Origin of the sequence: Streptomyces sp. NBC_01474 (genome assembly GCF_035918215.1) — a bacterium.
Classification (GTDB): domain Bacteria; phylum Actinomycetota; class Actinomycetes; order Streptomycetales; family Streptomycetaceae; genus Streptomyces; species Streptomyces aureus.
This window is the reverse complement of sequence record NZ_CP109449.1, coordinates 7,009,265-7,035,514: the sequence shown is the minus strand read 5'-3', so window position 1 is coordinate 7,035,514 and position 26,250 is coordinate 7,009,265. Positions and strand designations below refer to the sequence as shown.

Annotated in this window: 18 protein-coding genes; 9 read left to right on the top strand and 9 right to left on the bottom strand. The window is 71.6% G+C overall.

Going from position 1 to position 26,250, the window contains the following annotated elements:
* Positions 1–34 precede the first annotated feature (34 nt).
* Genes OG758_RS32050 through nirD form a run of 3 tightly spaced genes read left to right on the top strand, consistent with a single transcriptional unit; the run spans position 35 to position 4,165 of the window.
* The gene (locus OG758_RS32050; RefSeq protein ID WP_326713115.1) at positions 35–1,258 is read left to right on the top strand and encodes an NAD(P)/FAD-dependent oxidoreductase; all 1,224 of its coding nucleotides are present in this window, start codon (positions 35–37) and stop codon (positions 1,256–1,258) included.
* A gap of 1 nt (position 1,259) precedes the next feature.
* Complete coding sequence (gene nirB / locus OG758_RS32045; RefSeq protein WP_326713114.1) at positions 1,260–3,806, top strand: nitrite reductase large subunit NirB; 2,547 nt, start codon at positions 1,260–1,262, stop codon at positions 3,804–3,806.
* Positions 3,803–4,165: a nitrite reductase small subunit NirD gene (gene nirD / locus OG758_RS32040; protein ID WP_326713113.1), complete on the top strand. Its 363-nt coding sequence runs from the start codon at positions 3,803–3,805 to the stop codon at positions 4,163–4,165. The genes nirB and nirD overlap by 4 nt, the downstream gene beginning before the upstream one ends.
* Before the next feature lie 79 nt (positions 4,166–4,244).
* Here nirD and OG758_RS32035 read toward each other — a convergent pair whose 3' ends face one another.
* From OG758_RS32035 to OG758_RS32025, 3 genes are all read right to left on the bottom strand, one after another.
* On the bottom strand, positions 4,245–5,084 hold the full coding sequence (locus OG758_RS32035; protein WP_326713112.1) for a carbohydrate ABC transporter permease: 840 nt from the start codon (positions 5,082–5,084) through the stop codon (positions 4,245–4,247).
* Positions 5,081–5,950 carry a carbohydrate ABC transporter permease gene (locus OG758_RS32030; RefSeq protein ID WP_382606629.1) on the bottom strand — a complete coding sequence of 290 codons (870 nt, stop codon included), beginning with the start codon at positions 5,948–5,950 and terminating at the stop codon, positions 5,081–5,083. The genes OG758_RS32035 and OG758_RS32030 overlap by 4 nt, the downstream gene beginning before the upstream one ends.
* A 110-nt stretch (positions 5,951–6,060) precedes the next feature.
* Positions 6,061–7,308 carry an ABC transporter substrate-binding protein gene (locus OG758_RS32025; protein ID WP_326713111.1) on the bottom strand — a complete coding sequence of 416 codons (1,248 nt, stop codon included), beginning with the start codon at positions 7,306–7,308 and terminating at the stop codon, positions 6,061–6,063.
* Positions 7,309–7,527: 219 nt separating this feature from the next.
* Here OG758_RS32025 and OG758_RS32020 point away from each other — a divergent pair, with 219 nt between their 5' ends.
* Positions 7,528–8,085 (top strand): hypothetical protein, encoded by a 558-nt coding sequence (locus tag OG758_RS32020; protein WP_326713110.1) that lies wholly within the window; start codon positions 7,528–7,530, stop codon positions 8,083–8,085.
* Positions 8,086–8,130: 45 nt separating this feature from the next.
* On the opposite strand, the gene OG758_RS32015 is transcribed toward OG758_RS32020, so the two are convergent.
* The 4 genes from OG758_RS32015 to OG758_RS32000 all read right to left on the bottom strand — a co-directional run bounded on the left by OG758_RS32015 (position 8,131) and on the right by OG758_RS32000 (position 16,106).
* The gene (locus tag OG758_RS32015) at positions 8,131–9,045 is read right to left on the bottom strand and encodes an oxidoreductase (protein WP_326713109.1); all 915 of its coding nucleotides are present in this window, start codon (positions 9,043–9,045) and stop codon (positions 8,131–8,133) included.
* 107 nt (positions 9,046–9,152) lie between these two features.
* Positions 9,153–11,537: a galactose-binding domain-containing protein gene (locus tag OG758_RS32010; protein ID WP_326713108.1), complete on the bottom strand. Its 2,385-nt coding sequence runs from the start codon at positions 11,535–11,537 to the stop codon at positions 9,153–9,155.
* Between the two features lie 203 nt (positions 11,538–11,740).
* Complete coding sequence (ppdK, locus tag OG758_RS32005) at positions 11,741–14,458, bottom strand: pyruvate, phosphate dikinase (protein ID WP_266564457.1); 2,718 nt, start codon at positions 14,456–14,458, stop codon at positions 11,741–11,743.
* A gap of 394 nt (positions 14,459–14,852) precedes the next feature.
* Entirely contained in the window at positions 14,853–16,106 is a 1,254-nt protein-coding gene (locus tag OG758_RS32000) for an ROK family transcriptional regulator (RefSeq protein ID WP_326713107.1), read from the bottom strand.
* A 108-nt stretch (positions 16,107–16,214) separates the two neighbouring features.
* Between OG758_RS32000 and OG758_RS31995 the strand changes: the two genes are divergently transcribed.
* Both OG758_RS31995 and OG758_RS31990 read left to right on the top strand, forming a co-directional pair.
* Positions 16,215–17,684: an MGH1-like glycoside hydrolase domain-containing protein gene (locus OG758_RS31995; protein WP_326713106.1), complete on the top strand. Its 1,470-nt coding sequence runs from the start codon at positions 16,215–16,217 to the stop codon at positions 17,682–17,684.
* Positions 17,681–19,651 (top strand): amylo-alpha-1,6-glucosidase, encoded by a 1,971-nt coding sequence (locus OG758_RS31990; RefSeq protein ID WP_326713105.1) that lies wholly within the window; start codon positions 17,681–17,683, stop codon positions 19,649–19,651. The genes OG758_RS31995 and OG758_RS31990 overlap by 4 nt, the downstream gene beginning before the upstream one ends.
* A gap of 41 nt (positions 19,652–19,692) precedes the next feature.
* On the opposite strand, the gene dusB is transcribed toward OG758_RS31990, so the two are convergent.
* A complete protein-coding gene (gene dusB / locus OG758_RS31985) occupies positions 19,693–20,823 on the bottom strand; it encodes a tRNA dihydrouridine synthase DusB (protein ID WP_326713104.1) in 1,131 nt (376 codons plus the stop codon).
* Between the two features lie 102 nt (positions 20,824–20,925).
* Between dusB and OG758_RS31980 the strand changes: the two genes are divergently transcribed.
* Positions 20,926–22,395, top strand: coding sequence for an MFS transporter (locus OG758_RS31980; protein WP_326713103.1), 1,470 nt, complete (start codon positions 20,926–20,928; stop codon positions 22,393–22,395).
* 110 nt (positions 22,396–22,505) lie between these two features.
* Here OG758_RS31980 and OG758_RS31975 read toward each other — a convergent pair whose 3' ends face one another.
* Positions 22,506–23,429, bottom strand: coding sequence for a helix-turn-helix transcriptional regulator (locus OG758_RS31975; RefSeq protein ID WP_382060581.1), 924 nt, complete (start codon positions 23,427–23,429; stop codon positions 22,506–22,508).
* Positions 23,430–23,539: 110 nt separating this feature from the next.
* Between OG758_RS31975 and OG758_RS31970 the strand changes: the two genes are divergently transcribed.
* Together OG758_RS31970 and OG758_RS31965 are read left to right on the top strand one after the other, a co-directional pair.
* The gene (locus tag OG758_RS31970; protein WP_326713101.1) at positions 23,540–24,982 is read left to right on the top strand and encodes an MFS transporter; all 1,443 of its coding nucleotides are present in this window, start codon (positions 23,540–23,542) and stop codon (positions 24,980–24,982) included.
* Between the two features lie 217 nt (positions 24,983–25,199).
* A complete protein-coding gene (locus OG758_RS31965; protein WP_326713100.1) occupies positions 25,200–26,234 on the top strand; it encodes an aldo/keto reductase in 1,035 nt (344 codons plus the stop codon).
* Positions 26,235–26,250 lie beyond the last annotated feature (16 nt).

The following is a 26,250-nucleotide window of genomic DNA, read 5'->3' as shown; positions in this document are numbered from 1 at the left end:
GGCCGGTTAACACCGGCCCCGCAGGCTGTCGTGCATGACCTATTCGACGGACACCGGGCGCGTGGTGGTGATCGGCACCGGCCTCGCCGGTACCCGGCTCGCCCGGCGCCTGGGCTCGGCCGCCGTACTCATCGGCGAGGAGGCGCACACCCCCTACAACAGGGTGCTGCTCGCCGAGGTCCTCGCGGGCAGCTACGGCGCCGACGTCATCGCGCTGCCCCGCCACACCGGCACCCACCTGCGGACCCGAGCCGTCCGCATCGACCGCGCCGAGCGCGTGGTGCGCTGCGAGGACGGCTCCGACGTCCCGTACGACACCCTCGTGCTCGCCACCGGATCGAACCCGGTCCTGCCGCCGCTGCGCGGCCTGTTCGCGCCGGGCGCGGCGGAGCTTCCCGGCGGGGTGCACGCCTTCCGCACCATGGACGACTGCCTGGCCCTGTCGCGGGCGGTGGCTCCCGGTGTGCGCGCCGTCGTCGTCGGCGGCGGGCTCCTCGGGGTGTCCGCGGCCCGCGCGCTCGCCCTGCGCGGCGCCCAGGTGGTGCTCACACAGCAGTCCGAGCGCCTGATGGAGCGCCAGCTCGACCCCCGGTCCTCGCACCTGGTGCACGAGCACCTCACCGCGCTCGGCGTGGAGGTGCACACACAGTGCCGGGTACGGGGCGTGGGCGTCGCCGACGGAGCGGTCCGCCGCGTCGAGCTCGCCGACGGCTATGTCCTCGGCACGGATCTGACGGTCCTCGCGTGCGGGGTGCGCCCCCGGACCGGTCTCGCGGCGGCGGCCGGGCTCGACGTGCGCGAGGGGATCGTCGTCGACGACGAGCTGCGCACGTCGGACCCCCGCGTCCGCGCGATCGGGGACTGCGCCCAGCACGCGGGCCGCGTCTACGGGCTCGCGACCCCGGCCGTCGAACAGGCCGACGCGCTCGCCGAGAACCTGCTGTCCGGCCGGCGGCGCCCCTACGCGGGCACCCGCACCCTCACCCGGCTGACCCTGCCGCACGAGGCCGGGCCGCTCGACCTGGCCGCGTTCGGCGAGCCCGAGGCGCTGCCCGGTGACGACGTCGTGCAGCTCGCCGACGCCACCCGTGGCACGTACCGCAAGGTCGTCGTCCGCGGTGACCGGCTCGTCGGCGGGATCCTGGTCGGCGAGCTCGGCACGGTCGGGGCGCTCGCCCGGGCCTGGGAGGCCGACGACCCGCTGCCCGGCGACGGCGCACCCCTGCTCCACCTGCTCACTCACGACGGAGGCCTCTGAGATGCCCACCATGCCCACACTCGTACTCGTCGGCCACGGCATGGTCGGCCAGCGCTTCCTGGAGGCCCTGGCCGAGCGCGGTCTCACGGACACGCACCGCGTCGTCGTGCTGTGCGAGGAGCCGCGCCCCGCCTACGACCGGGTCCAGCTCACCTCGTACTTCTCGGGCCGCACCCCGGACGAGCTCTCGCTCACGGACGCCGGGTTCCTCGCCCGGCACGGCATCGAGCTGCACCTCGGGGACCCGGCCGAGCACATCGACCGCGCGACGCGGACGGTCACGGCGCGCTCGGGTCTCCAGGTCAGGTACGACACCCTCGTCCTCGCGACCGGCTCCTACCCGTTCGTGCCGCCCGTGCCCGGCAAGGACGCGACGGGCTGTTTCGTGTACCGCACGATCGAGGACCTGCTCGCGATCGAGGAGTACGCGAAGCGGCGCGCCACGACCGGCGCGGTGGTGGGCGGCGGGCTGCTCGGCCTGGAGGCGGCCGGCGCCCTGCGCGGCCTCGGCCTCGCCACGCACGTCGTGGAGTTCGCGCCGCGTCTGATGCCGGTGCAGGTCGACGAGGGCGGCGGCGCGGCCCTCCTGCGCACCATCACGGGCATGGGCCTGAGCGTCCACACGGGCGTCGGCACGCAGGAGATCCTGACCGGCGGCGAGGACGGCGCGGTGCGCGCCATGAAGCTGTCGGACGGCTCGGAGCTGGCGACGGACCTGGTGGTGTTCTCGGCGGGCGTTCGGCCGCGCGACCAGCTCGCCCGCGACATGGGCCTCACGGTGGGCGAGCGCGGCGGCATCACCGTCGACGAGCGGTGCCGCACCAGCGACCCGGCCGTCTACGCGATCGGCGAGTGCGCGCAGGCCGTGGACGGCCGCGTGTACGGCCTGGTCGCGCCGGGCTACGAGATGGCGCAGACCGTGGCCGCCTCGATCGCCTCGCAGGACGGGCAGTTCACCGGTGCCGATCTGTCGACGAAGCTGAAGCTGCTCGGCGTGGACGTGGCGTCGTTCGGCGACGCGCACGGCGCGGCCGACGGCTGCCTCGACGTCGTCTACTCGGACTCGCGCTCGGGCACGTACAAGAAGCTCGTCGTGGGCCCGGAGGGGGAGCTGCTCGGCGGGATCCTGGTCGGGGACGCGGAGGCGTACGGGACGCTGCGCGCACTGACCGGTTCGGTGCCGCCCGTGGCGCCCGAGCAGCTGGTGCTGCCCGCCGGTGCGGGGGCGCCGGTGGCGCTCGGCCCGGAGGCGCTGCCCGGCGACGCGGTGATCTGCTCCTGCCACAACGTCACCAAGGAGGCGATCCAGGCGCACGCCACGCTGCCCGAGGTGAAGAAGTGCACCAAGGCCGGAACGGGCTGCGGCAGTTGCGTGAAGCTGATCGGCCAGCTCCTCCCGCAGAGCGGCGACAAGGGCCTGTGCGGCTGCTTCCCGCACACCCGCGCCGAGCTGTACGAGATCGTCCGGGTCAAGCGGATCGCGTCGTACGCGGAGCTGCTCGACGCGCACGGGCGGGACGGGGCGCGTGGCGGCGAGGGCTGTGAGGTGTGCAAGCCGGCCGTCGGCTCGATCATCGCCTCGCTCGCCCCGACGATCGGCGCCGAGGGCCATGTCCTCGACGGCGAGCAGGCGGCGCTCCAGGACACGAACGACCACTTCCTCGCCAACCTCCAGAAGAACGGCTCCTATTCGGTCGTGCCCCGCATCCCCGGCGGGGAGGTCACGCCGGAGAAGCTGATCGTGATCGGTGAGGTGGCGCGTGACTTCGGCCTCTACACAAAGATCACCGGGGGGCAGCGGATCGACCTGTTCGGCGCGCGGGTCGAGCAACTGCCGCTGATCTGGGCGAGGTTGGTGGACGCTGGTTTCGAGTCGGGCCACGCGTACGGCAAGGCGCTGCGGACGGTGAAGTCGTGCGTGGGTCAGACGTGGTGCCGCTACGGCGTCCAGGACTCGGTGCGTATGGCGATCGACCTGGAGCTGCGCTACCGGGGTCTGCGGGCGCCGCACAAGCTGAAGTCGGCCGTGTCGGGCTGCGGGCGCGAGTGCGCGGAGGCCCAGTCGAAGGACTTCGGGGTGATCGCCACGGCCAACGGCTGGAACCTGTACGTGGGCGGCAACGGCGGCGCGACCCCGCGTCACGCGGACCTCCTCGCGCAGGACCTGTCCGACGCCGAGCTGATCCGGCTGATCGACCGGTTCCTGATGTTCTACATCCGCACGGCCGACCGTCTGGAGCGTACGGCGGGCTGGCTGGAGCGGATCGAGGGCGGCCTCGACCACGTTCGGGACGTCGTCGTGCACGACTCCCTCGGCCTCTGTGACGAGCTGGAGGCCCTGATGGCCGACCACGTCGCGCACTACCGCGACGAGTGGGCCGACACCATCAACGACCCGGAGCGCCTGGAGCGCTTCGTGTCCTTCGTGAACGCGCCCGACGCGCCGGACCCGCTGGTGCGGTTCGTCCCGGAGCGCGGCCAGATCAAGCCGGACCTGCCCCTGCTGTCCATCGGCTCCCGCCCCCTGGAAGGATCGGTGACGTCATGACCGTCGCACCCGAGAAGACCGCCGTGATGGTGCAACTCCACCTGGAGGACGCCTGGTTCACGGTCTGCGAACTGACCCGGCTGACCCCGGGCCGCGGGGTCGCGGCGCTGCTCCCCGACGGCCGGCAGGCCGCCGTGTTCCTGGACCGCACGGGCCGCCTCTACGCGGTCGGCAACCGTGACCCGTTCACGGGCGCCGCGGTCCTCTCACGCGGCCTGATCGGCTCGACCGAGGGCCGCCCGTTCGTCGCGTCGCCGCTGCTCAAGCAGCGCTTCGACCTGGAGAGCGGCGCATGCCTCGACGACGAGGCGTACGCGGTCGCCACGTACGCCGTGCAGACCACGCCGAGCATCACCTGACCCACGCCGAGCACTTCCTGACCGACCGTTCCGCTTACGCCGGTCGCAGCGGCACAGCCCGCTGAGGGACGGGGGCGGGTCAGTCGTCGATGCCCGAGCGCTCCACCCCCGCCACGATCCACCGCTGGAAGAACAGGAACACCACGAGCAGCGGCACGATCGACACGGCCGCCGCGATGAACAGCTCGTGGAGCCTCACCACTTGGGACGTGGTGAAGGAAGAGAGCGCCACCTGGACGGTCCATGCGTTGCGGTCCTGGCCGATGACCAGGGGCCACAGGAAGGAGTTCCACGCGCCGATGAAGACGATCGTGCCGACGGCCGCGAAGACGGGCCGGGAGTTGGGCACGACCACCCGCCAGTACGTACGCCAGTGGCCGAGCCCGTCGACGCGCGCCGCGTCCTCCAGCTCCCCGGGAAATCCCAGGAAATACTGGCGGAAGACGAAGCAGGCGAACGCGGAGAACAGGCTCGGGACGATCAGTCCGCGCAGTGTCGAGATCCAGCCCAGCGACGAGACGAGCACGAAGCTGGGCACGAAGGTGACCGCGGCCGGGACCATCAGGGTGCCGAGGATCGCGTAGAAGACCTTGTTCGCGTGCCGGTACGGGATGCGGGCCAGGCCGTAGCCGGCGAGCGAGGCGAGAAGGAGGGTGCCGAGCGTCGTCGCGACGGCGATGAGCGCGGAGTTGAGCAGGGAGCGGGCGTAGGGGACGGACGTGTCGCCGAAGAGTTCGTTCACGTTCCCCCAGTGCAGCGAGGACGGGAAGAACGTCCACTCGGGCGAGGTGATGTCGCTCTCGGCGGCGAGCCCGTTGCGTACAAGGAGGTAGAAGGGGATCAGGAACAGGAGCGCGAGCGCGATCAGCAGGGCGAGGCGCAGGGCGCGGCCCGCCCTGACCCGGGAGTCGTCCCTCACTGCGCCTCCTTCCGGCCCAGGCCGAACCACTTGGCCTGCCCCACCGTCACCACCGCGATGATCAGGGCGAGCAGCACCGCGCCGGCGCTGCCGAGCCCGAGGTTCTGCCCCTGGCCGAGCGCCGTGTAATAGAGGTAGACGAGCGGGGGCCTGGCGTACGGCGGATAGCCGCGGGCGTCCGAGAGCAGGTTGTAGAACTCGTCGAAGGCCTGGAAGGCGTTGATGACGAGGAGCAGGACGACCGCCACGGAGGTGGCCCGCAGCTGCGGGAACGTGATGTGCCGGAAGACCTGCCAGCCGGGCCGCGCCCCGTCGACGGCCGCCGCCTCGTAGAGGGTGGGGCTGATGCGCTGGAGCCCCGCGAGGAACAGCACCATGTAGAAGCCGGCCTGGAGCCAGAGCCGTACGGTGACGATGACGGCCCAGTACCAGGGCGGGTCGGTCGTCGACAGCCAGGCGATCTGGTCGCCGCCGAACCAGCCGAGGACGGTGTTGGCGAGCCCGAACCGCACCCCGTTGAAGAGCGACATCTTCCAGATCAGCGCGGCCACCACGTAGGAGCAGGCGGCGGGCAGGAAGAAGACCGAGCGGAAGAACGCCTGGGCACGGCGTTGGCGGTTCACCATGAGGGCGAGGGCGAGCGACAGCGCGTAGGTGGCGGGGACGATGAAGAGCGAGAAGACGAGGAACGTCCACAGGCTGTCGGTGAACGCCTCGTTCCTCAGCATCGCCGTGTAGTTGCCGAGGCCGACGAAGCCGCTCGGGGTGACGGTGTTGCGGGCGTCGAAGAAGCTGAGGTAGACACTCCAGCCGAGCGGGATGTACGTGAAGACGCCGAGGCCGAGGAGGAAGGGCCCGACGAAGATCCAGAACCAGAGGGTGCGGTTCTGGACGCCGGCCCACTTCCGTGCCGTGCCGCCCTGCCGGCGGCCTCTCTGCCGAGGGATCGCCTGGCGGCGGCCCTCTTGCCGGAGGCTCACTTCTTCTTCACGCGGTCGAGTTCGGCCGACACCTTCCGCACGACCTTCTTCAGCTCGCTCTCCGGACTCGCGCCGTCCTTGATGATGCGGCTCAGGGCGTCCTGGTAGGCGGTCTGGCTGGCGGGTGTCCAGCGCAGAGGCTGGGCGCAGCCGTGGTCGGTCGTGAAGCGGACCGCGTCGGCCGCCGCGCCCTTCCTGAGCTTCCCGGCCTTCTTCGCCAGCGATTTACGGGCCGGGATGTGGAAGCCGTACGAGAGGGCGAAGTCCTCCTGGTGGTCGGTGCGGTCGATCCACAGCCACTTGAGGTAGTCCTTCGCGGCCTGCTGGTGCTTGCCTCGGGTGGAGACCGCCGCGCCGTACGCGCCGACCGGCACCGACGGCTCGCCCGCGCCGTCCTTCGGGAAGGGCAGCACGCCGAAGTCGTCGCCGAGTTCCTTCTGCACGGTGGGCAGCGCCCACAGGCCCGACCACTGCATGGCGGTCAGGCCCTGGACGAACGCCGACGGGTCGGACCAGTCGGAGGGCGCGCCCAGGAGCAGTGACTTGTCGGCGTACAGCTGGTGGATCTTGCCGAGGGCGCGGGCGGCGGCCGGGTCGTCGAAGCCGACCTTGCCGTCCTCGGTGACGAGTTCGAGGCCGGCCGCGTACAGGGGCGTGCCGCCGAGGACACCGGCGCCGCCGTCGTTGCCGAGGAAGAGGCCTTTGGTCTTCTTCGAGGTGAGCCTCTTCGCAGTGTCCACGAGCTCGTCGAGGGTCCTCGGCGGCTCGACGCCGGCGTCGGCGAGCAGGCTCTTGCGGTAGTAGAGCATCTGCATGTCGATGGCCTGCGGGATCGCCCAGATCCTGCCGTCGTACGTCTTGGGGGCGAGGACCGCCGGGTTGAAGTCGTCCTTGACCCCCTCGAACAGGCCGGTGAGGTCGGCGATCTGCCTGCCCTGGATCTGGTCGAGGGTGGGCCCGTTGACCTCGAAGACGTCGGGGCCCGAGTCGGTGAGGAGGGCGGCGGCGGTCTGCTCGTCGTAGTTGCCGGGCCGCCACTGGACGGTGACGTGCGCCTTGTCGTACGCGGCGGCGTACTTCTTCACGGCCTGCTCGGTGCCCTGCTCGCCGTACTGGTGGTACCACTGCGACAGCTCCGGCCCGCCGCCCGCGCCTCCGTCGTCCCGGCCGGTGTTGGAGCCGCACGCGGTGAGCAGCCCCAGCGCGGCGCCGGTCCCGAGCAGTCCCCTGCGGCTGATGGTCATTGATCGTCCCCCTGCTTTCGCTGCTCTTGAACGCCGGCTTCTTTCGGCGTACACGGATTACGACGGCCCAACGATCAACCATGCGGCGGGATTACGACAGAGGGACTACAGCCGTATGTCGGCCCTCCCGTCAGCACGGCGTCAACATGCGCGGCGGGCGGATCAGCGACGCGTCAAGAGTGCTGACCTGGGGCGCCGCACGGGCTTACGGTGCGCTGCATGGGACGCGATACGAGGGCGGGATCCCGCGGTCGGGCGGCGGCGCCGGTTTCGCGGGACACAGTGGTGCGGGACCGGCGGTGGGCCGCCGATCTGCGGGCGGCGGTGTTCTGCGCGCTCACGCTGTTCTGCCTGATCCTGGTGATCGACACGGCCAACGGCACGCTCAGCGCGGCGCGGGTCGGGCTGTGGGCGGGGCTCTCGGTGCTGCTGCACGCCGTGCTGCATCCGCCGCTGGTCAGCGCGGGTCCCGGCTGGCTCGCCGTGCGCGGCGTCTGGGGCACGCGGCGGGTCTGCACGGACCTGCTGACGTCGGTGCGCCACAGCGACGGGGTGACGCCGCGGCTCGTGCTGCGCGACGCGCTCGGCGGCCGCGTGGAGCTGGACCCGAAGGTGCTCACCGACAACCCCGTCCTGTGGCACCGCCTGGAGACAGGCACGCGCCGGGCCCGCGCGAACGGACTGCTCCGCTGCGGCACTCCGGTCATCGACCGCCTCGCGGCCCGCATCGACGGCGACGCGGCCCGCGCGGTCTTCGACGCCTCTGAACTCGACTAGCCGGCCGGCCGGTCCGGCGGCTTGAAATACCCCCTGGAACGTCTCCTAGAACGTCACGCCCGTCAGCTGTTCCGACGCGGCCCACAGCCGCTCCCCCGCCGCGTCGTCGAGGGTCCGCCGGGCCCGCCACGACGTCGCGGGCGCCCCGCGCCACATCATCAGGGACGGGCCGGTGAACGAGTCCGGGAGCACCCCGGGAGCCGTCGCCGCGTACAGCGTGGGCAGCGCGCCGGCCTCGGCGGACTGGGCGATGACCCGGTTGCCCAGCTCGATGACCCGCTCGACGGCCTTGCGGCCTTCCATGCGCACGCCCTGCGTCGCGAGGTTCGTGGAGGCGTAACCGGGGTGCGCGGACGCCGCGACGACGTCGGACCCGCGTGCCGCCAGCTTGCGCGCCAGCTCGTGGATGAACAGCAGGTTCGCCGTCTTGGAGCGGCCGTACGCGATCCAGCGCCGGTAGCGGCGCTCGCTGTTGAGGTCCGCGATGTCGACGTCGGCGAGGGCGTGGAAGCCGCTGGAGACGCTGACGACGCGGGCGCCGGGTGTGTCGAGGAGCCGGGGCAGGAGGAGGCCGGTCAGTGCGAAGTGGCCGAGGTGGTTGACGCCGAACTGCGTCTCGAAGCCGTCGGCGGTCCGCCCCTGGGGCAGCGCCATCACGCCCGCGTTGTTGATCAGCAGGTCGAGCCGCTCGCCGCTGCCGTGGGATCCGGCGAACTTCCGCACGGACGACAGGCCACCCAGGTCGAGCTGCCCGAACTCGGCCTGCGCGCCCGGCACTTCGGAGCGCAGCCGCTCCAGTGCGCCCGTGCCCCGCGCCTCGCTGCGGCAGGCGAGGACGACGCGGGCGCCCTTGCGGGCCAGCTCGCGTGCCGTGATGTAGCCGATGCCGCTGTTGGCGCCGGTGACCACGGCCGTGCGGCCGCTCTGGTCGGGGATGTCGCTCGCGTTCCAGCCGGTCATGGCTGTGCTCCCTGGACGAGGGGGTACGGGGGTGCCCGACTGTACTTACCGGCCAGTAGATGCGGAACCCCGCACCCCCGTTTCCCCGCACCCCTTCGCCCCTGTGCTCAGCCCCGCACTTCGAACCGGTAGAGCGAGTACCCGTACGCCGTCTGCCGCTTCACACCCAGCATCCGTACGCGCCGCGCCTCCACGGCGTCGAGGTCGACCGTGTCCACCCCGGCCGTGGTGCGGTCGCGGCGCGCGGCGACGGTGCTCCAGGACGAGCCCGTGGCGTCGGCGGAGACCTGGAGGTCGTAGTCCCGTCCGGCGGCCGTCTCCCAGTCGAGGACGATCCGCCGCACGGTCCGCGTCTGTTCCAGGTCGACCTCGATCCACTCGCCGTCCGTGTACTTCGACGCCCAGCGGGTGCCCGGGTCGCCGTCGGTGGCGTTGGGCGCGGTGAGCGTGGCCGTCTCGGCGGACGACGCGGTGGTGGGGCGGCCGAGCGCCAGGTCGGGGATGTCGTACACCTGGAGGCTCCACACCGAGTACCGCGTGCTCGCGTGCTCCCGCCCGCGCAGGCGTACATGGCGGGCGGTGGTCGCCGGGAAGCCGAGTTCGTCCCAGCCCGCGCGGTCGCGGCCGGTGCGCTCGGCGACGGTGCGCCATGCGACGCCGTCGTCGGAGACCTCGACCCCGTACGCGGTGCCGTGATCCTGCCCCCATTCGACGCGCACACGCTGTACGGGCCGGCTCTGCCCGAGGTCGACGGCCAGCCAGGGAGCCCGCTCGCGGCCGCTGGTCCACCGGGTGACCGGGCTGCCGTCGGTGGCGTACGCGGGGCGGGATCCCACGGCCGTGGAGGAGGCGGTGGCCGGCGCGTCCAGGGAGATCTGGTCGGGTTCGGCGAGCGTGGGCGTGAGGGTGGTGAGCCCGGGTCCGGCGATCCCGCGCCGCAGCTCGGTGGTGAAGTCCCGGTAGCTCAGGCCCGCCGCGGACCCGCTCCACATCTTCTGAGCGAGCGTCCCGAAGGTCTTCTCGACCAGACCGTGGACGGCCTGCTGGGTGTACGTGGCGTGCACGAGGTCGTTCCACACGGCGGACATGGCGCCCCGCAGCTTCGGGTCGTGCGGCTGGAGGCTCTGATCGCCGGGGAAGACGTGCGGGGCCCAGCTCTCGTACAGATAGGGGCCGTCGAGGCCGAGCGGGTGGTAGTAGGTGGCGAACGGGACGATGTAGAGGAGCCCGTCGTTCGTGTTGACGATCTCGTAGCCGTCGGCCGTGGCCGCCTTGGGGCCGTACCAGCCGTTGTTCCAGCTGTGGATGGTGACGTCACGGTCGTAGCCGGACGTGCCGGAGGGCGCCATCTCGGTGAGGCTGCCCCAGGCGCGGGGGTGTTTGCCGAGGGTGCGCAGGTGGGCGGCCATGGCGTTGAAGTAGCCGCGGTACTGCTCCTCCGGGCCGGTGTACTCGTCGGCGCCGTAGTGGACCTCGGGGCTGCGGAACCAGGGCGCGAACTCGTCGAAGACCTTCTTCATGAAGGCCGTCGTCTCCGGTCTGGCGAGGTCGAGGTGGTCGGAGTTGCCGCCCTTCAGGCCGAGTTCGGGGCGGAAGCGCACGAAGGAGCGGGCGTGTGCGGGCGCGTCGATCTCGGGGGTGAGCTGGACGGCGTGAGCGGCCGCCGTGTCCTCGAAGGAGTCCCAGTCCTCCCGCGAGTACGAGCCGTCGGATGCGGCGAGCCCGGCCCATTCGGGCTTGTCGCTACGCAGCCGGAACGCGTCGTAGGCCTTGGACCAGTCGCCGTCGGCGGGGCTGATCTCGTTGTCGTTCAGATGCAGTTGCAGGTCGTTGAGCTTGAACCAGCCCATCAGGCGCAGCTGGTCGCGGACGAAGCCCGGGGTGAAGTAGCGGCGGCCCGCGTCCAGCATGAAGCCGCGCAGCCGGTAGTCGGGCCAGTCGTGGGCGGTGCCGGTGGGCAGTTCGCGGCGCCCGTCGGAGCGCAGGAGGATCTGCAGGACCGAGCGGGTGCCGTAGTAGAGGCCGGTGCGGGTGGGCGCGGTGACCGTGACGGCGGATGCGGTGACGGTGAGGGTGTAGCCCTCCTCGGCGTACGAGTCGCCGCCCGGCGCGTGCCGGTCGGCCGGGTCGAGGACGAGCCGCAGGCCGCCCCGCACTCCGCGGCCGGCGCGGGGCGCGCCGGGCCTGATGCCGGTGACCTCTTCGATCTCGTCGGCGAACTGCCGGGCGAGCGTGCGGAGCTCACCCGGGGCGGCGGTCTGCACGACGACCGGTGCGCCTGCTTCGAGGCGGTACCGTCCCGTGGATCCGGCCCAGGCCTGGAGGGCGGGGATGACCACGGGGCGCTCGTTGACCGCGCTCCCGCCGGCGGCCCGCGCGGCGGCGGGCCCGAGCCCGATCGGCAGGGCGGTGGCTGCCGAGGTCACCGCGAGGGCGGTGACGAACGAGCGGCGTGACAGACGCGGTGAAGTCGTACCGTTACTCGGAGGCATGAAATGGACTACACCACTTGCCTCCTGGGCCTCACAAGGGAACGGACATCACAGAACCCCCAAGAGCGCCCGCCCCCGCCCACACGAAAGGGCGGCACCCCCCGCACAAGGGGTACCGCCCTCTCCTTCGGTGCACCGGAGCCGCTGCCTTTCGTGAGGGTCGGGCACCCAGACAACGGCTCCGGAGTCTTGCGGACCGGTTCCTACCGGTGGTCGCTGCCCGTCGACGTCGACGCGGCGCGGCCGGCCTCGAGGCGGGCGACCGGGATACGGAACGGCGAGCAGGAGACGTAGTCCAGGCCGACCTCGTGGAAGAAGTGGACCGACTCCGGGTCACCGCCGTGCTCGCCGCAGACGCCGAGCTTGAGGTCGGGCCGCGTGGCGCGGCCGGCCTCCACGGCGTTGCGCACGAGGCTGCCGACGCCGTCCTTGTCGATGGTCTCGAACGGCGAGACCCCGAAGATGCCCTTCTCCAGGTACGCGGTGAAGAACGAGGCCTCCACGTCGTCGCGGGAGAAGCCCCAGACGGTCTGCGTCAGGTCGTTCGTGCCGAAGGAGAAGAACTCCGCGGCCTCGGCGATCTGCCCGGCCGTCAGCGCGGCGCGCGGCAGCTCGATCATCGTGCCGAGCGCCAGCTTCAGCTCGACGCCGGTCTGCTCCTGCACCTCGGCGATGACCTGCTCGGCCTCCTCGCGGACGATCTCCAGCTCCTGGACGGTGCCGACGAGCGGAATCATGATCTCGGCGCGCGGGTCGCCCTTGGCGTTCTTGCGCTCCGCGGCGGCCTCGGCGATGGCCCGTACCTGCATGGCGAACAGGCCCGGGATCACGAGGCCGAGACGGACACCGCGCAGGCCCAGCATCGGGTTCTGCTCGTGCAGGCGGTGCACGGCCTGCAGGAGGCGCAGGTCGTTCTCGTTGGAGTCCTGACGGGACTCGGCGAGCGCGACACGCACCGACAGCTCGGTGATGTCGGGCAGGAACTCGTGCAGCGGCGGGTCGAGCAGGCGCACCGTCACCGGGAGCCCGTCCATCGCCTCGAACAGCTCGACGAAGTCCTTCTTCTGCAGCGGAAGGAGCTCCTTGAGGGCCTCCTCGCGCTCCGTGTCCGTGTCGGCGAGGATCAGGTGCTCGACCATCTCGCGGCGCTCGCCGAGGAACATGTGCTCGGTGCGGCACAGGCCGATGCCCTGCGCGCCGAAGCGGCGGGCGCGCAGCGCGTCCTCGGCGTTGTCCGCGTTGGCGCGCACCCGCAGCCGGCGGACGCGGTCCGCGTACGCCATGATCCGGTGCACGGCGCCGACGAGCTCGTCGGCGTCGTCGGCGCCGGCGTGCATGCGGCCCTCGAAGTACTCGACGACCGGGGACGGGACGACCGGCACCTCACCGAGGTAGACCTTGCCGGTGGAGCCGTCGATGGAGACGACGTCGCCCTCCTCGATGACCTGCCCGCCGACCGTCATCCGGCGGCGCTTGGTGTCGACCTCGAGGTCCTCGGCGCCGCAGACACAGGTCTTGCCCATGCCGCGGGCGACGACGGCGGCGTGCGACGTCTTGCCGCCGCGCGAGGTGAGGATGCCCTCGGCGGCGATCATGCCGTCGAGGTCGTCGGGGTTGGTCTCGCGGCGGATCAGGATGACCTTCTCGCCCGAACGCGACCACTTGACGGCGGTGTACGAGTCGAAGACGGCCTTGCCGACCGCGGCGCCCGGCGAGGCGGCGATGCCGCGGCCGATCTTCTCGACCTTCGCGTTCTCGTCGAAGCGCGGGAACATCAGCTGCGCGAGCTGGGCGCCCGTGACGCGCTGGAGCGCCTCGGCCTCGTCGATGAGGCCCTGGTCGACGAGCTGCGTCGCGATGCGGAAGGCGGCACCGGCGGTGCGCTTGCCGACGCGGGTCTGCAGCATCCACAGCTGGCCGCGCTCGATCGTGAACTCGATGTCGCAGAGATCCCGGTAGTGGGTCTCGAGCGTCTCCATGATCTGCATGAGCTGGTCGTACGACTTCTTGTCGATCGACTCGAGCTCGGCGAGCGGCACGGTGTTGCGGATACCCGCGACGACGTCCTCGCCCTGCGCGTTCTGGAGGTAGTCGCCGTACACGCCCTGGTGGCCGGAGGCGGGGTCGCGGGTGAAGGCGACGCCGGTGCCGGAGTCGGGGCCGAGGTTGCCGAAGACCATGGAACAGATGTTGACCGCGGTGCCGAGGTTGCCGGGGATGCGCTCCTGGCGGCGGTAGAGCTTGGCGCGGTCGGTGTTCCAGGAGTCGAAGACCGCGTGGATGGCGAGGTCCATCTGCTCGCGCGGGTCCTGCGGGAAGTCCCGGCCGGCCTCGGTCTTCACGATCTTCTTGAAGCGGGTGACCAGCTTCTTGAGGTCGGAGGCGTCGAGGTCGGTGTCGACCGTGACCTTCTTGGCGGCCTTGGCCTTGTCGAGGGCGTCCTCGAAGAGCTCTCCGTCGACGTCCAGGACGGTCTTGCCGAACATCTGGATGAGGCGCCGGTAGGAGTCCCAGGCGAACCGCTCGTCGCCGGACTGCTTGACCAGGCCGAGGACGGACTTGTCGGAGAGTCCGATGTTGAGGACGGTGTCCATCATGCCGGGCATGGAGAACTTCGCGCCCGAACGGACCGACACCAGAAGGGGGTTGTCGGCCTGGCCGAGCTTCTTGCCCATCTTCTGCTCAAGGGCGTCGAGGTGCGCACTCACCTCGTCACGCAGTGCCACCGGCTCATCGCCACTGTCGAGGTAGACCTTGCAAGCCTCAGTGGTGATGACGAACCCGGGAGGAACCGGCAGGCCGAGATTGGTCATCTCGGCGAGGTTCGCGCCCTTCCCGCCCAGGAGGTCCTTGAGGTCCTTGTTTCCCTCGGTGAAGTCGTAAACGAACTTCACTACGTGGGGATCTTTGTTTTCCGACACGGGTCTCGACTCCTCGATGACTCGGTGGCTGCCCTGACGGCGAGGAACATACCCATATCCAAGGCATCTGGGTACGTCCACTTGTGCGTCATACGGCCGTAACCACCCGTCCGCCGCTAGATCGAAAGTAACTAATGGATAGCGACACGCGAGAGGTTGTCTTCATTTCTTGAACACACAACCCCCGTAGACCCCGAATATCGCTCAAGTGAGCACGCCTAACACTCATCTGAGTTCAAGTCGTAAATGATCGAGCGGTGGCACTCAGTGCCATGCCTTAGAAATGTACAACCGGCCTCAACATGCTCATCTGAGCGCCGCCCCTATCAGAGGTGGCGAGAATCACGCCGTTTACGGACCCCTCGATGTCACCATCCGGACGGAAAGCGGGCGTTCACAGGCCGAGCGCCGCGAGCCGTTCCTCCGCCCGGTCCGGCGCGTAGAGGTGCTCCACGACGAGCGCACCCGCCCCGACCAGGGCAGACCGCTCACCGAGCCGCGCGGTGACCACGTCCAGATGAGCGGTGGAGCGCGGCAGGGCCCGCTGGTAGAGCAGTTCGCGTACGCCCGTGAGGAAGGGGGTTCCGGCCAGATCCCCCGCGATCATCAGGACCCCCGGGTTGAGCAGCGTCACCACCGTCGCCAGAACCTCGCCCACGCTGCGTCCGGCCTCCCGTGCCAGGCGCACCGCTTCGGGGTGCCCCTCGGCGAGCAGCTCCCGCACATCCGATCCCGACTCCGCCGGCACCCCGGCCTCCGTGAGCCGCCGCGCAAGGGCGCGCCCGCTGGCCACCGCGGCCAGGCACCCGTACGAGCCGCACCGGCACAGCGTGCCCGCACCCTCGGGCACCCGGATATGCCCTATGTCGCCCGCTCCCCCGTCGATGCCCCGGTAGATCTGGCCGCCGACGACGACGCCCGCGCCGATGCCGGTGGACACCTTGACGAGGGCGAAGGCGGCGCAGCCCGGGTGACCGGTGCGCTGCTCGCCGTAGGCCATCAGGTTGGCGTCGTTGTCGACGAGAACCGGGACTCCGGCCGCGTCACCTGAGCCGCCCTCGCCGCCCTCGCCGCCCGTCTGCTCGGCGAAGGCGCGGCCCAGGCGGCCCCTGATGTCGTAGCCGTCCCAGCCCGGCATGATCGGCGGCTGCACGACGCGGCCCGTGGCGGTGTCGACGGGACCCGGCACCCCGAGCCCGATGCCGCACACCGCGTCCGCGCTCCGGCCCGCCTCCTTCAGGAGCCCGGCGAACCAGCCGCCGAGCGCGCCGAGCACCCGCTCCGGCCCTTCGTCGACGGAGAGGGCGCCGGAGCGCTCGGCGAGCAGTTCGCCCGTGAGGGTGAGGACGGCGGCGCGCGCGTGCCGGGTGTCGAGGGAGACGGCGAGGACGACCGCGTGGGCGTCGTCGAACTCCAGGCGCAGGGAGGGCCGCCCGCCCGTCGGCGACCCTGCGGGACCGCCCGCTCCCTCACGCAGCCAGCCCGCCCGGAAGAGCCGGTCGAGGCGCTGGCCGACGGTGGCCCTGGAGAGCCCGGTGGCCTCCTGGAGCGCGCCGCGCGTGATCGCCCGGCCGCTGCGCACTAGGTGAAGGAGGTCCCCGGCGCTCGCCTGGCTCCGCGGCCGCTCTCTCGTCCGGTCCCCGGCCATTCGCACCCCTTGCGTTCGTCAACTGCGCGTTACATATTGGGTTTTGCTGGTTAAGTAGACGTAACTCTAGGCTGGATAGGGCTTAACTGACAGACCGTGGGAGTTCGTGTGGACCGCACAACCCGGCGGACCGGTGCGGCTCCGCGCCGCGCCTCCGATGCCGCCGCCGCTCCCCCGCGCGAGCGGGCCGCGCTGCACGATCGGGCCGCGCGGGTCCTGGAGACGAACTGGACGGGCACGTCCACGGTCCCCTCCCGCACCCTGTATCCGCACCAGTGGTCATGGGACTCCGCGTTCGTCGCCATCGGGTCACGCCATGTGTCGCCGCTGCGCGCCCAGTTGGAGCTGGAGACGCTGTTCGCCGCCCAGTGGGGCGACGGCCGGGTGCCGCACATCGTGTTCAACCCCTCCGTCCCTCTGGACGCCTACTTTCCCAGCCCCGACTTCTGGCGCTCCTCCGCTTCGGGCCGGGCGGCCGGTGCGCCGCGGGCCGTGCAGACCTCCGGCATCGTGCAGCCGCCGGTGCACGCGCTGGCCGCGTGGCTCGTGCACCGCGCCGACCCCGGGCTGTCCCGGTCCCGCTCGTTCCTGGCCCGTATCCATCCGAAGCTCGCGGCCTGGCACCGCTATCTCCTGCACCGCAGGGACCTGGGCGGCGGCGGCCTCGCCTCGGTGATCCACCCCTGGGAGCAGGGCATGGACAACAGCCCCTGCTGGGACGCCCCGCTGAGCCGGATCGCCCCGGCCCCCGCGCGCGCGTTCCGCCGCGCCGACCTGGAGCACGGCGCGCCCGACGACCGGCCCACCGACCTCGACTACGGCCGGTACGTACGCCTCGCCACGGACTACCGGGACGGCCGATACGCCGACGGGCAGGGCGAGTTCGCCGTCGAGGACCCCTCCTTCAACGCCCTTCTGATCGCCTCCGAGCACGCCCTCGCCCGCATCGCCTGCGAACTCGGCGCCACGGGCACGGCCCGCCACGCCCGCGCCGAACGCCTCACGGCAGCGCTGGTCGAGCGCCTGTGGGACCCGGCGACGGGCATGTTCTTCTGCCGCGACCTGCGCGTGACCGACAGCCACCCCACGCCCCGCGCACCGGGACACGACACGTCCCGGACGGCCACCCGGCAGATGTCACCCCCGGCCCTGATCCCGGAGTACGGCGTCTCGGGCCTGATCCCGCTCATCCTGCCGACGCTCCCCCGGCACGTGACCGCCGGCCTGCTGCGCACCGCTCGCGGCCCCCGCTTCGGCCTCGGCACGGCGGTGCGGCTCGTACCGAGCTACGACCTGACGGGACCGGCCTTCGACCCGCACCGCTACTGGCGCGGACCGGCCTGGTTCAACACGAACTGGCTGATCGAGCGCGGCCTGCGCCTCCACGGCGAGCACGCGGAGGCCGAGCGCCTGCGCACCGAGCTGCTCGGCACCGCGCTCGACACGGCCTTCGCCGAATACGTGGATCCGTACACGGGACGCGGCTGCGGCGCGCGCGGCTTCGCCTGGAGCGCCGCGCTCGCCCTGGATCTGCTGCAGGAGCCGCGGGAGCGGCACGAGGGAGGGACCTGGGGATGACGGACCGACAGCATCAACTGCTCGTGCGGGGCGGCACGTTCGCGGCGATCGGCCCGAGCGGTGACATCAGCGGCGTACGCGGATCCGGCTCGCCCGACGGCCTGTTCGTGCGCGACGGCCGGCACCTGAGCCGCTGGCAGCTCACCGCGGACGGCGCCGCGCCCGAGGTACTGACACCCGCCGGACCGCCGGGCGGGGACACGGCCGGGCGGACCGGCGCCGGCGAGGGCGTGGCGCGCTGCGTGCTCGTGCCGCGCGGCGGCCGCCTGGAGCCGCCCGCGTACACACTGTTCCGCGAACAGGCCGTGGCCGACAGCGCGTTCGTCGAAACCCTGCGGGTCGTCTCCAACCGCGCGGCGCCGACGACGGTACGGCTCGCGCTGACCGTCGACGCCGACTTCACCGACCAGTTCGAGCTGCGCGCCGACCACCGCACCTACACGAAGACCGGCGCCGTCCGCTCCCGGTCGGCCCTGGAGGACGGCGTCCGGTTCGGCTACCGGCGGGGCGAGTGGCGCTCATCGACCACGGTGACCGCAGAACCCGCGCCCGACGCCGTCGAGGAGACCGGCACCGGCGCCCGCCGCCTCGTCTGGGCCCTCGAACTGGCCGGGCACGGCACGGCCGACCTGAGACTGCGCGTCGCGGCCCGCCCGCACGGCGCGCCCGGCACCCCGGTCCCCGCGTCCCCCGCCGACGCGGCGGCCGAACTCGCCGCGCGCACCGAGGAGTTCACGCGGGACATCACCCTGCCCGCCGCCTGGCCCGGTCTCGCCGCGGCGTGCACGAGGGGCCTGGCCGACCTGGCCGTGCTCCAGGTGCCGGCCACCGGCCCGGACGGCGAGCGGCTGAGCGTGCCGGGCGCGGGCGTCCCCTGGTTCCTCACACTCCTCGGCCGGGACGCGCTCCTGACCTCCCTGTTCGCTCTCCCGTACCGGCCGGGCCTGGCCGCCGCGACGCTCCCGGTGCTCGCCGCGACGCAGGCCACCGAGTCCACGGAGGACGCCGTCGCCCAGCCCGGCAAGATCGTCCACGAGGTGCGGCACGGCGAACTGGCGCACTTCGGACAGGTCCCGTTCGCCCGCTACTACGGCTCGGTCGACGCGACGCCCCTGTTCCTCGTCCTGCTCGGCGCGTACACGGACCGGACCGGCGACGTGGCGACGGCCCGCCGCCTCGAACCGCACGCGCGGGCCGCCGTCAGCTGGATGCTCGACCACGGCGGCCTCACCTCACGCGGCTACCTCGTCTACCGCGCCGACCGCGGCGGCCTCGCCAACCAGAACTGGAAGGACTCACCGGGCGCCATCTGTTCGGCCGACGGCAGCCGCCCCACGGGACCCGTGACGGCGGCGGGCGCCCAGGGCTACGCGTACGACGCCCTGCGCCGCACCGCCGCGCTCGCCCGCACGGCCTGGGACGACCCGGTGTACGCGGACCTCCTGGAGCAGGCGGCGACCGATCTGCGGGACCGTTTCCAGCGGGACTTCTGGATGGCGGACCGCGCGTTCCCGGCCCTCGCCCTGGACGGCGACGGGCGGCACGTCGACGCGCTGGCGTCCGACGCGGGCCACCTCCTGTGGTCCGGGCTGCTCGACAAGGAGTACGGGGAGGTGGTCGGCCGGCGCCTCCTGGAGCCCGACTTCTTCTCCGGCTGGGGGGTGCGCACGCTCGCTGCCGGTCAAGGCGCGTACCACCCGCTCTCCTACCACCGGGGTTCGGTGTGGCCGCACGACAACGCCCTGATCGCGCTCGGGCTCGCCCGCTACGGGCTGCACGACGAGGCGCGGACGGTGGCGCACGCGCTGGTGGAGGCGGCCGCGGCCTCGGGCCACCGGCTGCCCGAGGTGCTCGCCGGGTACGCGCGGGAGGCGCACCCGGCGCCCGTCCCCTACCCGCACGCGTGCGAGCGCGAGTCACGCTCGGCGGCGGCGCCGCTCGCGCTGCTCACGGCGGTCGGGGGATGACGACGGTCGGGGGATGACGGCGGCCCGGGTACGCGTAAGGCTCAGCCGCCGGACGTGTCCAGCTCGGCGTCCTCGCTGACGCCCGCGCAGTCCCACGGGTCCTTGAGCCAGCCGTCCGGCAGAACCACCCGGTTGTTGCCGGACGTACGGCCGCGAGGCCCGTCCGCGCCCACGGGCCACGCCTGGTCGAGGTCCAGCTCGTCGAGCCCCGCGCGCAGTTCGGCGAGCGACGACGTGACGGCGAGCCGCTTGCGCATCTCGGAGCCGACCGAGAAGCCCTTCAGGTACCAGGCCACGTGCTTACGGAAGTCGATGACACCGCGTGCCTCGTCACCGATCCACTCGCCGAGCAGCCCCGCGTGCCGCACCATCGCCTCGGCGACCTTGCGCAGGTCGGGCGCGGCGGGCGCGCCCGTGCCCTCGAAGGCGGCGACGAGATCCCCGAACAGCCACGGCCGGCCCAGGCAGCCACGCCCCACCACGACACCGTCGCAGCCGGTCTCGCGCATCATCCGCATCGCGTCGTCGGCGCACCAGATGTCGCCGTTGCCGAGGACGGGGATCTCCGGGACGTGCTCCTTCAGACGCGCGATGGCGTCCCAGTCGGCGGTACCGCCGTAGTGCTGTGCCGCGGTGCGCCCGTGCAGGGCGATCGCCGTGACGCCCTCCTCGACGGCGATCCGGCCCGCGTCGAGGAACGTGATGTGGTCGTCGTCGATGCCCTTGCGCATCTTCATCGTGACCGGCAGGTCCCCGGCCCCGCTGACGGCCTCCTTCAGGATGGCCCGCAGCAGATTCCGCTTGTACGGGAGCGCGGAGCCGCCGCCCTTGCGCGTCACCTTCGGCACCGGGCAGCCGAAGTTCAGGTCGATGTGATCCGCGAGATCCTCTTCGGCGATCATCCGAACGGCCTTGCCGACCGTCGCCGGATCGACGCCGTACAGCTGGATCGACCGGGGCTGCTCGCTCGCGTCGAAACGGATGAGCTGCATGGTCTTCTCGTTGCGCTCGACCAGCGCCCGCGTCGTGATCATCTCGCTCACGAAGAGGCCCTTGCCGCCGGAATACTCCCGGCACAGGGTGCGGAAGGGCGCGTTCGTGATCCCGGCCATGGGCGCGAGGACCACAGGCGGCTGCACGAGGTGCGGACCGATGGTGAGCTGCTGGGACATCGGGCGGGCTCTCCGAAAACGTGGGGCGGCGGGCAGGGGCGGTTCTCCATTGTCCCCCACCTGGCGGGCGGCCCCGCCCGCGGTCGGGCTACCGTCGGTTTCATGCCCCCTCCACTGACCCACCGCCGGCGGATGCTCGTCCTCGCGATCTGCTGCATGAGCCTGCTGATCGTCAGCCTCGACAACACCGTCCTGAACGTCGCGCTGCCGAGCATGCAGAAGGAGTTCGGCGCGAGCGTCTCCGGCATGCAGTGGACCATCGACGCGTACACGCTGGTCCTCGCCTCGCTCCTGATGCTGGCGGGATCGACGGCCGACCGGATCGGACGCCGCCGGATATTCAAAGCCGGTCTGGTGATCTTCACCGTGGGCTCGGTGCTGTGCTCCGTGGCGCCCAACCTGGAGTCCCTCATCGCGTTCCGCATGGTCCAGGCGGTCGGCGGCTCGATGCTCAACCCCGTCGCCATGTCGATCATCACCAACACGTTCACCGAGCCCCGCGAGCGCGCCCGGGCCATCGGCGTCTGGGGCGGCGTCGTCGGCATCTCCATGGCCGCCGGCCCCATCGTGGGCGGCGTCCTCGTCGACTCGGTCGGCTGGCGTTCCATCTTCTGGATCAACCTGCCGGTGGGCCTCGCCGCCCTCCTGCTGACCATGCGCTACGTCCCCGAGTCCCGCGCCCCCAAGCCGCGCCGCCCCGACCCGGTCGGCCAGCTCCTCGTCATGACGCTCCTCGGCTCCCTCACCTACGCGATCATCGAGGCCCCCGCCGAGGGCTGGACGTCCCCGGTCATCATGACGTTCGCGTTGCTCGCCCTCGCGGCCCTCGCCGGTCTGATCGCCTACGAGCCACGCCGCGCCGAACCCCTCATCGACCTGCGCTTCTTCCGCTCGGCACCCTTCAGCGGCGCCACGGTGATCGCGATCAGCGCGTTCGCCTCACTGGGCGGCTTCCTGTTCCTGTCGACGCTCTACCTGCAGAACGTACGCGGCCTCAACGCCCTCGACGCCGGCCTGTGGATGCTGCCGATGGCGGCCATGACCCTGGTGTGCGCCCCGGTCTCCGGCCGCATCGTCGGCAGTCGCGGCCCCAGGATCCCGCTGCTCGTCGCGGGCATCGCGATGACGGCGAGCGGCGTCCTGTTCGCCGCGTTCGAGGCGGAGACGTCGAACGTGACCCGCTTCATCGGCTACGTCCTCTTCGGCCTCGGCTTCGGCTTCGTCAACGCCCCCATCACCAACACCGCCGTCTCGGGCATGCCCCGCGCGCAGGCCGGCGTCGCCGCCGCGGTCGCCTCCACCAGCCGGCAGATCGGCCAGACCCTCGGCGTCGCCGTCATCGGCGCGGTCCTCGCGTCGGGCATCGCGTCGGGCGTCGGCACGTCCTCGTACGCGACCAGGTTCGTCGACGCGAGCCGCGGCGGCTGGTGGATCATCGTGGGCTGCGGCGTCGCCGTACTCCTGGTCGGCCTCCTCACCAGCGGCCGCTGGGCACGCGCCACCGCCCAGCGCACCGCCCGCTGCCTGGAACAGCCGGAAATTCAGGAGGCCACGGCGGGCGCCAGCTCCTGAAGCGGCCGACGCCGGCCCACGCGGCCTGAGGGACCCTCGTGGGCTCCGGCGTCACCACACCCCTGGTCGACCTCCTCACCGACCGCCCGATACCCGGAGCAGCCGGGAAATCAGGAGGACACGGCCGGCGCCAGCTCCTGAAGCCGGTCGAGCCTCTCCCGGGACTCCTCGTCGGCGGGCGTGTACGTCACCAGACGGGCCCCCTGGTCCGGGCCGAGCCACAGATCGGTGTGCACCAGGGACAGCGGCCCGACGTGCGCGTTGCGGAAGTACTTCGTCTTGCTGCGCGTGCCCACCACCTCGTGCAGCTGCCACGCCTCACGGAACTCCGGCGACTCGTCCTCGAGCCGCTTGAGCAGCAACTCCCAGGCAGGTTCACCCAGATGACCGGCCATCGACCCACGGAACTTGGCCGCCATCAGCCGGATCGTGTCCTCCAGGAACACGAACGACTTCCGCCACTGCTCGTTCGTGCAGATCAGCACCATGCAGTTGCGGTCCTCGGGCGCCACCGCGTCCAGGTCGCCCAGCAGTCGCCCGTACGTGCGGTTGTACGCGAGGATGTCGTACCGGCTGTTCTGGATGCACGCGGGCAGCGGCTCCAGCTTCTCCAGCATCAGCCGCAGCGCCGGCGTGACCGTCTGACAGCTCGCCGCGGGCGACGGATCGACGGCCCCTGCGAGCTGGAACAGATGCGCGCGCTCACTCACATCGAGGAGCAACGTGCGGGCCAGCGCGTCCAGGACCTGCACCGACACCTGGATGTCCCGCGCCTGCTCGAGCCACGTGTACCAGGTGACCCCGACCGCGGACAGCTGCGCGATCTCCTCACGCCGCAGCCCGGGGGTCCGCCGGCGCCGGCCACGCGGCAGCCCGACCTGCTCGGGGGTGATGCGGGCGCGACGGCTGCGCAGAAAGTCGGCGAGCTCGTGCCGCCGGATCTCGGACTCCCGCTTGGGCGACTCGCGCGGGGACTCACCGGCCTGCCCCTGTGCCTGTGCCTGAGCCGCAGTCGTCTTCGTCGTCCGCGCCATCGTGGTCATGCCTCCAGCCTGCCGCGCCACGGAGCCTGTTGCCAGGTAGTCCTTCTACCAGGATAAGAACACTCTGGTACCAGTCTGAGCGCCGGACGACGCTGGTACCCATGACCGGAACCGGGACCCGTTCCCTCACTGTCGCCACCACAACCCGCACCGCCACGGCCCCACCGGCACTCGGCGGACTCGGGCTCTTCACCGTGCTGGTCGGCGCGGCGCTCCCCCTCATCGACTTCTTCATCGTCAACGTCGCCCTGCCCACCATCGGCCACGACCTGGCCGCGGGCGAGGCACTCCTCGAACTCGTCGTCGCGGGCTACGGACTCGCGTACGCCGTCCTGCTCGTCCTCGGCGGACGGCTCGGCGACCTCTTCGGCCGGCGCAGGCTGTTCCTCGGCGGCATGATCGCCTTCGGCCTGACCTCACTGGCCTGCGGCCTCGCCCCCGACGCCTGGACGCTCGTGGCCGCGCGCGTCGCGCAGGGCGCCGCATCGGCCGCGATGCTCCCGCAGGTCCTGGCCACCATCCAGTCGACGACGACGGGCCGGCGCCGGGCGAAGGCCATGGGCCTGTACGGCGCCACGGCGGGTCTGTCCATGGTCGTCGGCCAGATCCTGGGCGGCGTCCTCGTCGCAGCGGACGTCTTCGGGACCGGGTGGCGTTCGGTGTTCCTGGTCAACGTGCCCGTCGTCCTGGTCGGCCTTTTCCTGGCAGCCCGCGCCGTCCCCGAAACCCGCTCCCCGCACCCCGAACCGGTCGACGGCCCCGGCACGGTACTCCTCGCCGCGTCCCTGCTCACGCTCCTGGCACCCCTGACCGAGGGCAGGGCGGCCGGCTGGCCCCTGTGGACATGGGTCTCACTCGCGGTCTTCCCCTTCATCGCGTACGCCTTCTACCAGGTGGAACGCCGGGCAGACCGGCACGGCCGCACCCCGCTGGTCCCGCCCAGCCTCTTCGCCCTCGTCTCACTGCGCCGCGGTCTGATCATGATCGTGCCGTTCTCCATCGGGTTCAGCGGCTTCATGTTCGTGATCGCGGTGGCGCTCCAGCAGGGCGAACACCTCGGCCCCGTGCCGGCGGGCCTGTCTCTCGCGCCGATGGCCGCGGTCTTCTTCGCCGTATCCCTCGCGGGCCCACGCCTCATCGCCCGGTACGGCACCCGGATCGTCACCGCGGGCGGCATCATCCAGGGGACCGGCGTGGCCCTCATCGCCCTCGCGGCCTGGCGGACCTGGCCCGACCTGGGCATTCTCGAACTGATGCCGGGCGCCGCACTCGCGGGCGCGGGCCAGGCACTCCAACTCCCCATACTCTTCCGGCTCATCCTGTCCGAGGTACCGGCGACGCGGGCGGGAGTGGGCAGCGGCGTCATGATCACCACGCAGCAGTCGGCCCTGGCCCTCGGCGTAGCCACACTCGGCTCCCTCTTCCTCACCCTGACCCCGAGCCTGGGCATGCGAGACGCACTGGTGACAACCCTGCTGGTGCAACTGGCGGGCATAGCCCTGACGACAGCGCTGAGCTTGAGGCTGCCACGGGTGGTGAGCTGAGCCGGGGGCCGGCCTGAGCCGCCTGCGATGGCCGGGGCTGGCCGGGGCTGGCCGGGGCCGACTCCCACCCCTCACATGGCAGGGAGCAGGTGACAGGTGACACCTGACGGATAACAGATGACAGCTGACAGATATTGAAATCTGTCAGCTGTCATGTCATCGTGAATAGGGAGACACCGAACCATCGAACTGACGGCACCGATCGAAGGAGCGCCTGATGTCCCCCACCATTCCCACCTCCCCCACCCTCCACCCCCGCCCTCTAGGCTCCACCGGTCCCGAGGTGTCCGCCATCGGGCTCGGCTGCATGGGGATGTCCGCGCTCTACGGCGAGGCCGACCGGGGCGAGTCCATCGCCACCATCCACGCGGCCCTCGACGCCGGCATCACCCTGCTCGACACCGGGGACTTCTACGCGATGGGGCACAACGAGATGCTCATCGGGGAGGCCCTGCGCACCGCCCCCGCCGCACACCGCGAAAAGGCGCTGACCAGCGTGAAGTTCGGCGCTCTGCGAGACCCGGACGGCGGCTGGTCCAGCTACGACGGCCGGCCTGCCGCAGTGAAGAACTTCGCCGCGTACTCACTCCAGCGCCTGGGCGTCGACCACATCGACGTATACCGGATCGCCCGCGTCGACCCCGGCGTACCGATCGAGGAGACCGTCGGCGCCATCGCCGAGCTCGTCGAGAAGGGACACGTCAGGCACATCGGCCTGAGCGAGGTCGGCGCGGACACGATCCGGCGGGCCGCCGCCACCGCCCCCATCTCCGATCTGCAGATCGAGTACTCGCTGATCTCCCGCGGTATCGAGGAGGCGATCCTGCCGGTCACCCGCGAGCTCGGCATCGGCATCACGGCGTACGGGGTCCTGTCGCGGGGCCTGATCTCCGGGCACTTCGGCCGGGACCGCAAGCTCGCCGCGAACGACTTCCGCGGGATGAGCCCGCGCTTCCAGGGCGAGAACCTCCAGCACAACCTCGACCTCGTCGAGTCGCTGCGCAAGATCGCCGAGCAGAAGGGCGCCAGCGTCGCGCAGGTCGCGATCGCCTGGGTGCTCAGCCGCGGCGACGACATCGTGCCCCTGGTCGGCGCCCGTCGCAGGGACCGGTTGACGGAGGCGCTCGGCGCCCTCGACATCAGCCTGGACTCGGCGGACCTCGCCGCGATCGAGGAGGCCATCCCGGCCGGTGCCGCTGCGGGTGACCGTTATCCCGAGGCACAGATGACACACCTCGACAGCGAGCGCTGATCACCGCCCGGTACGG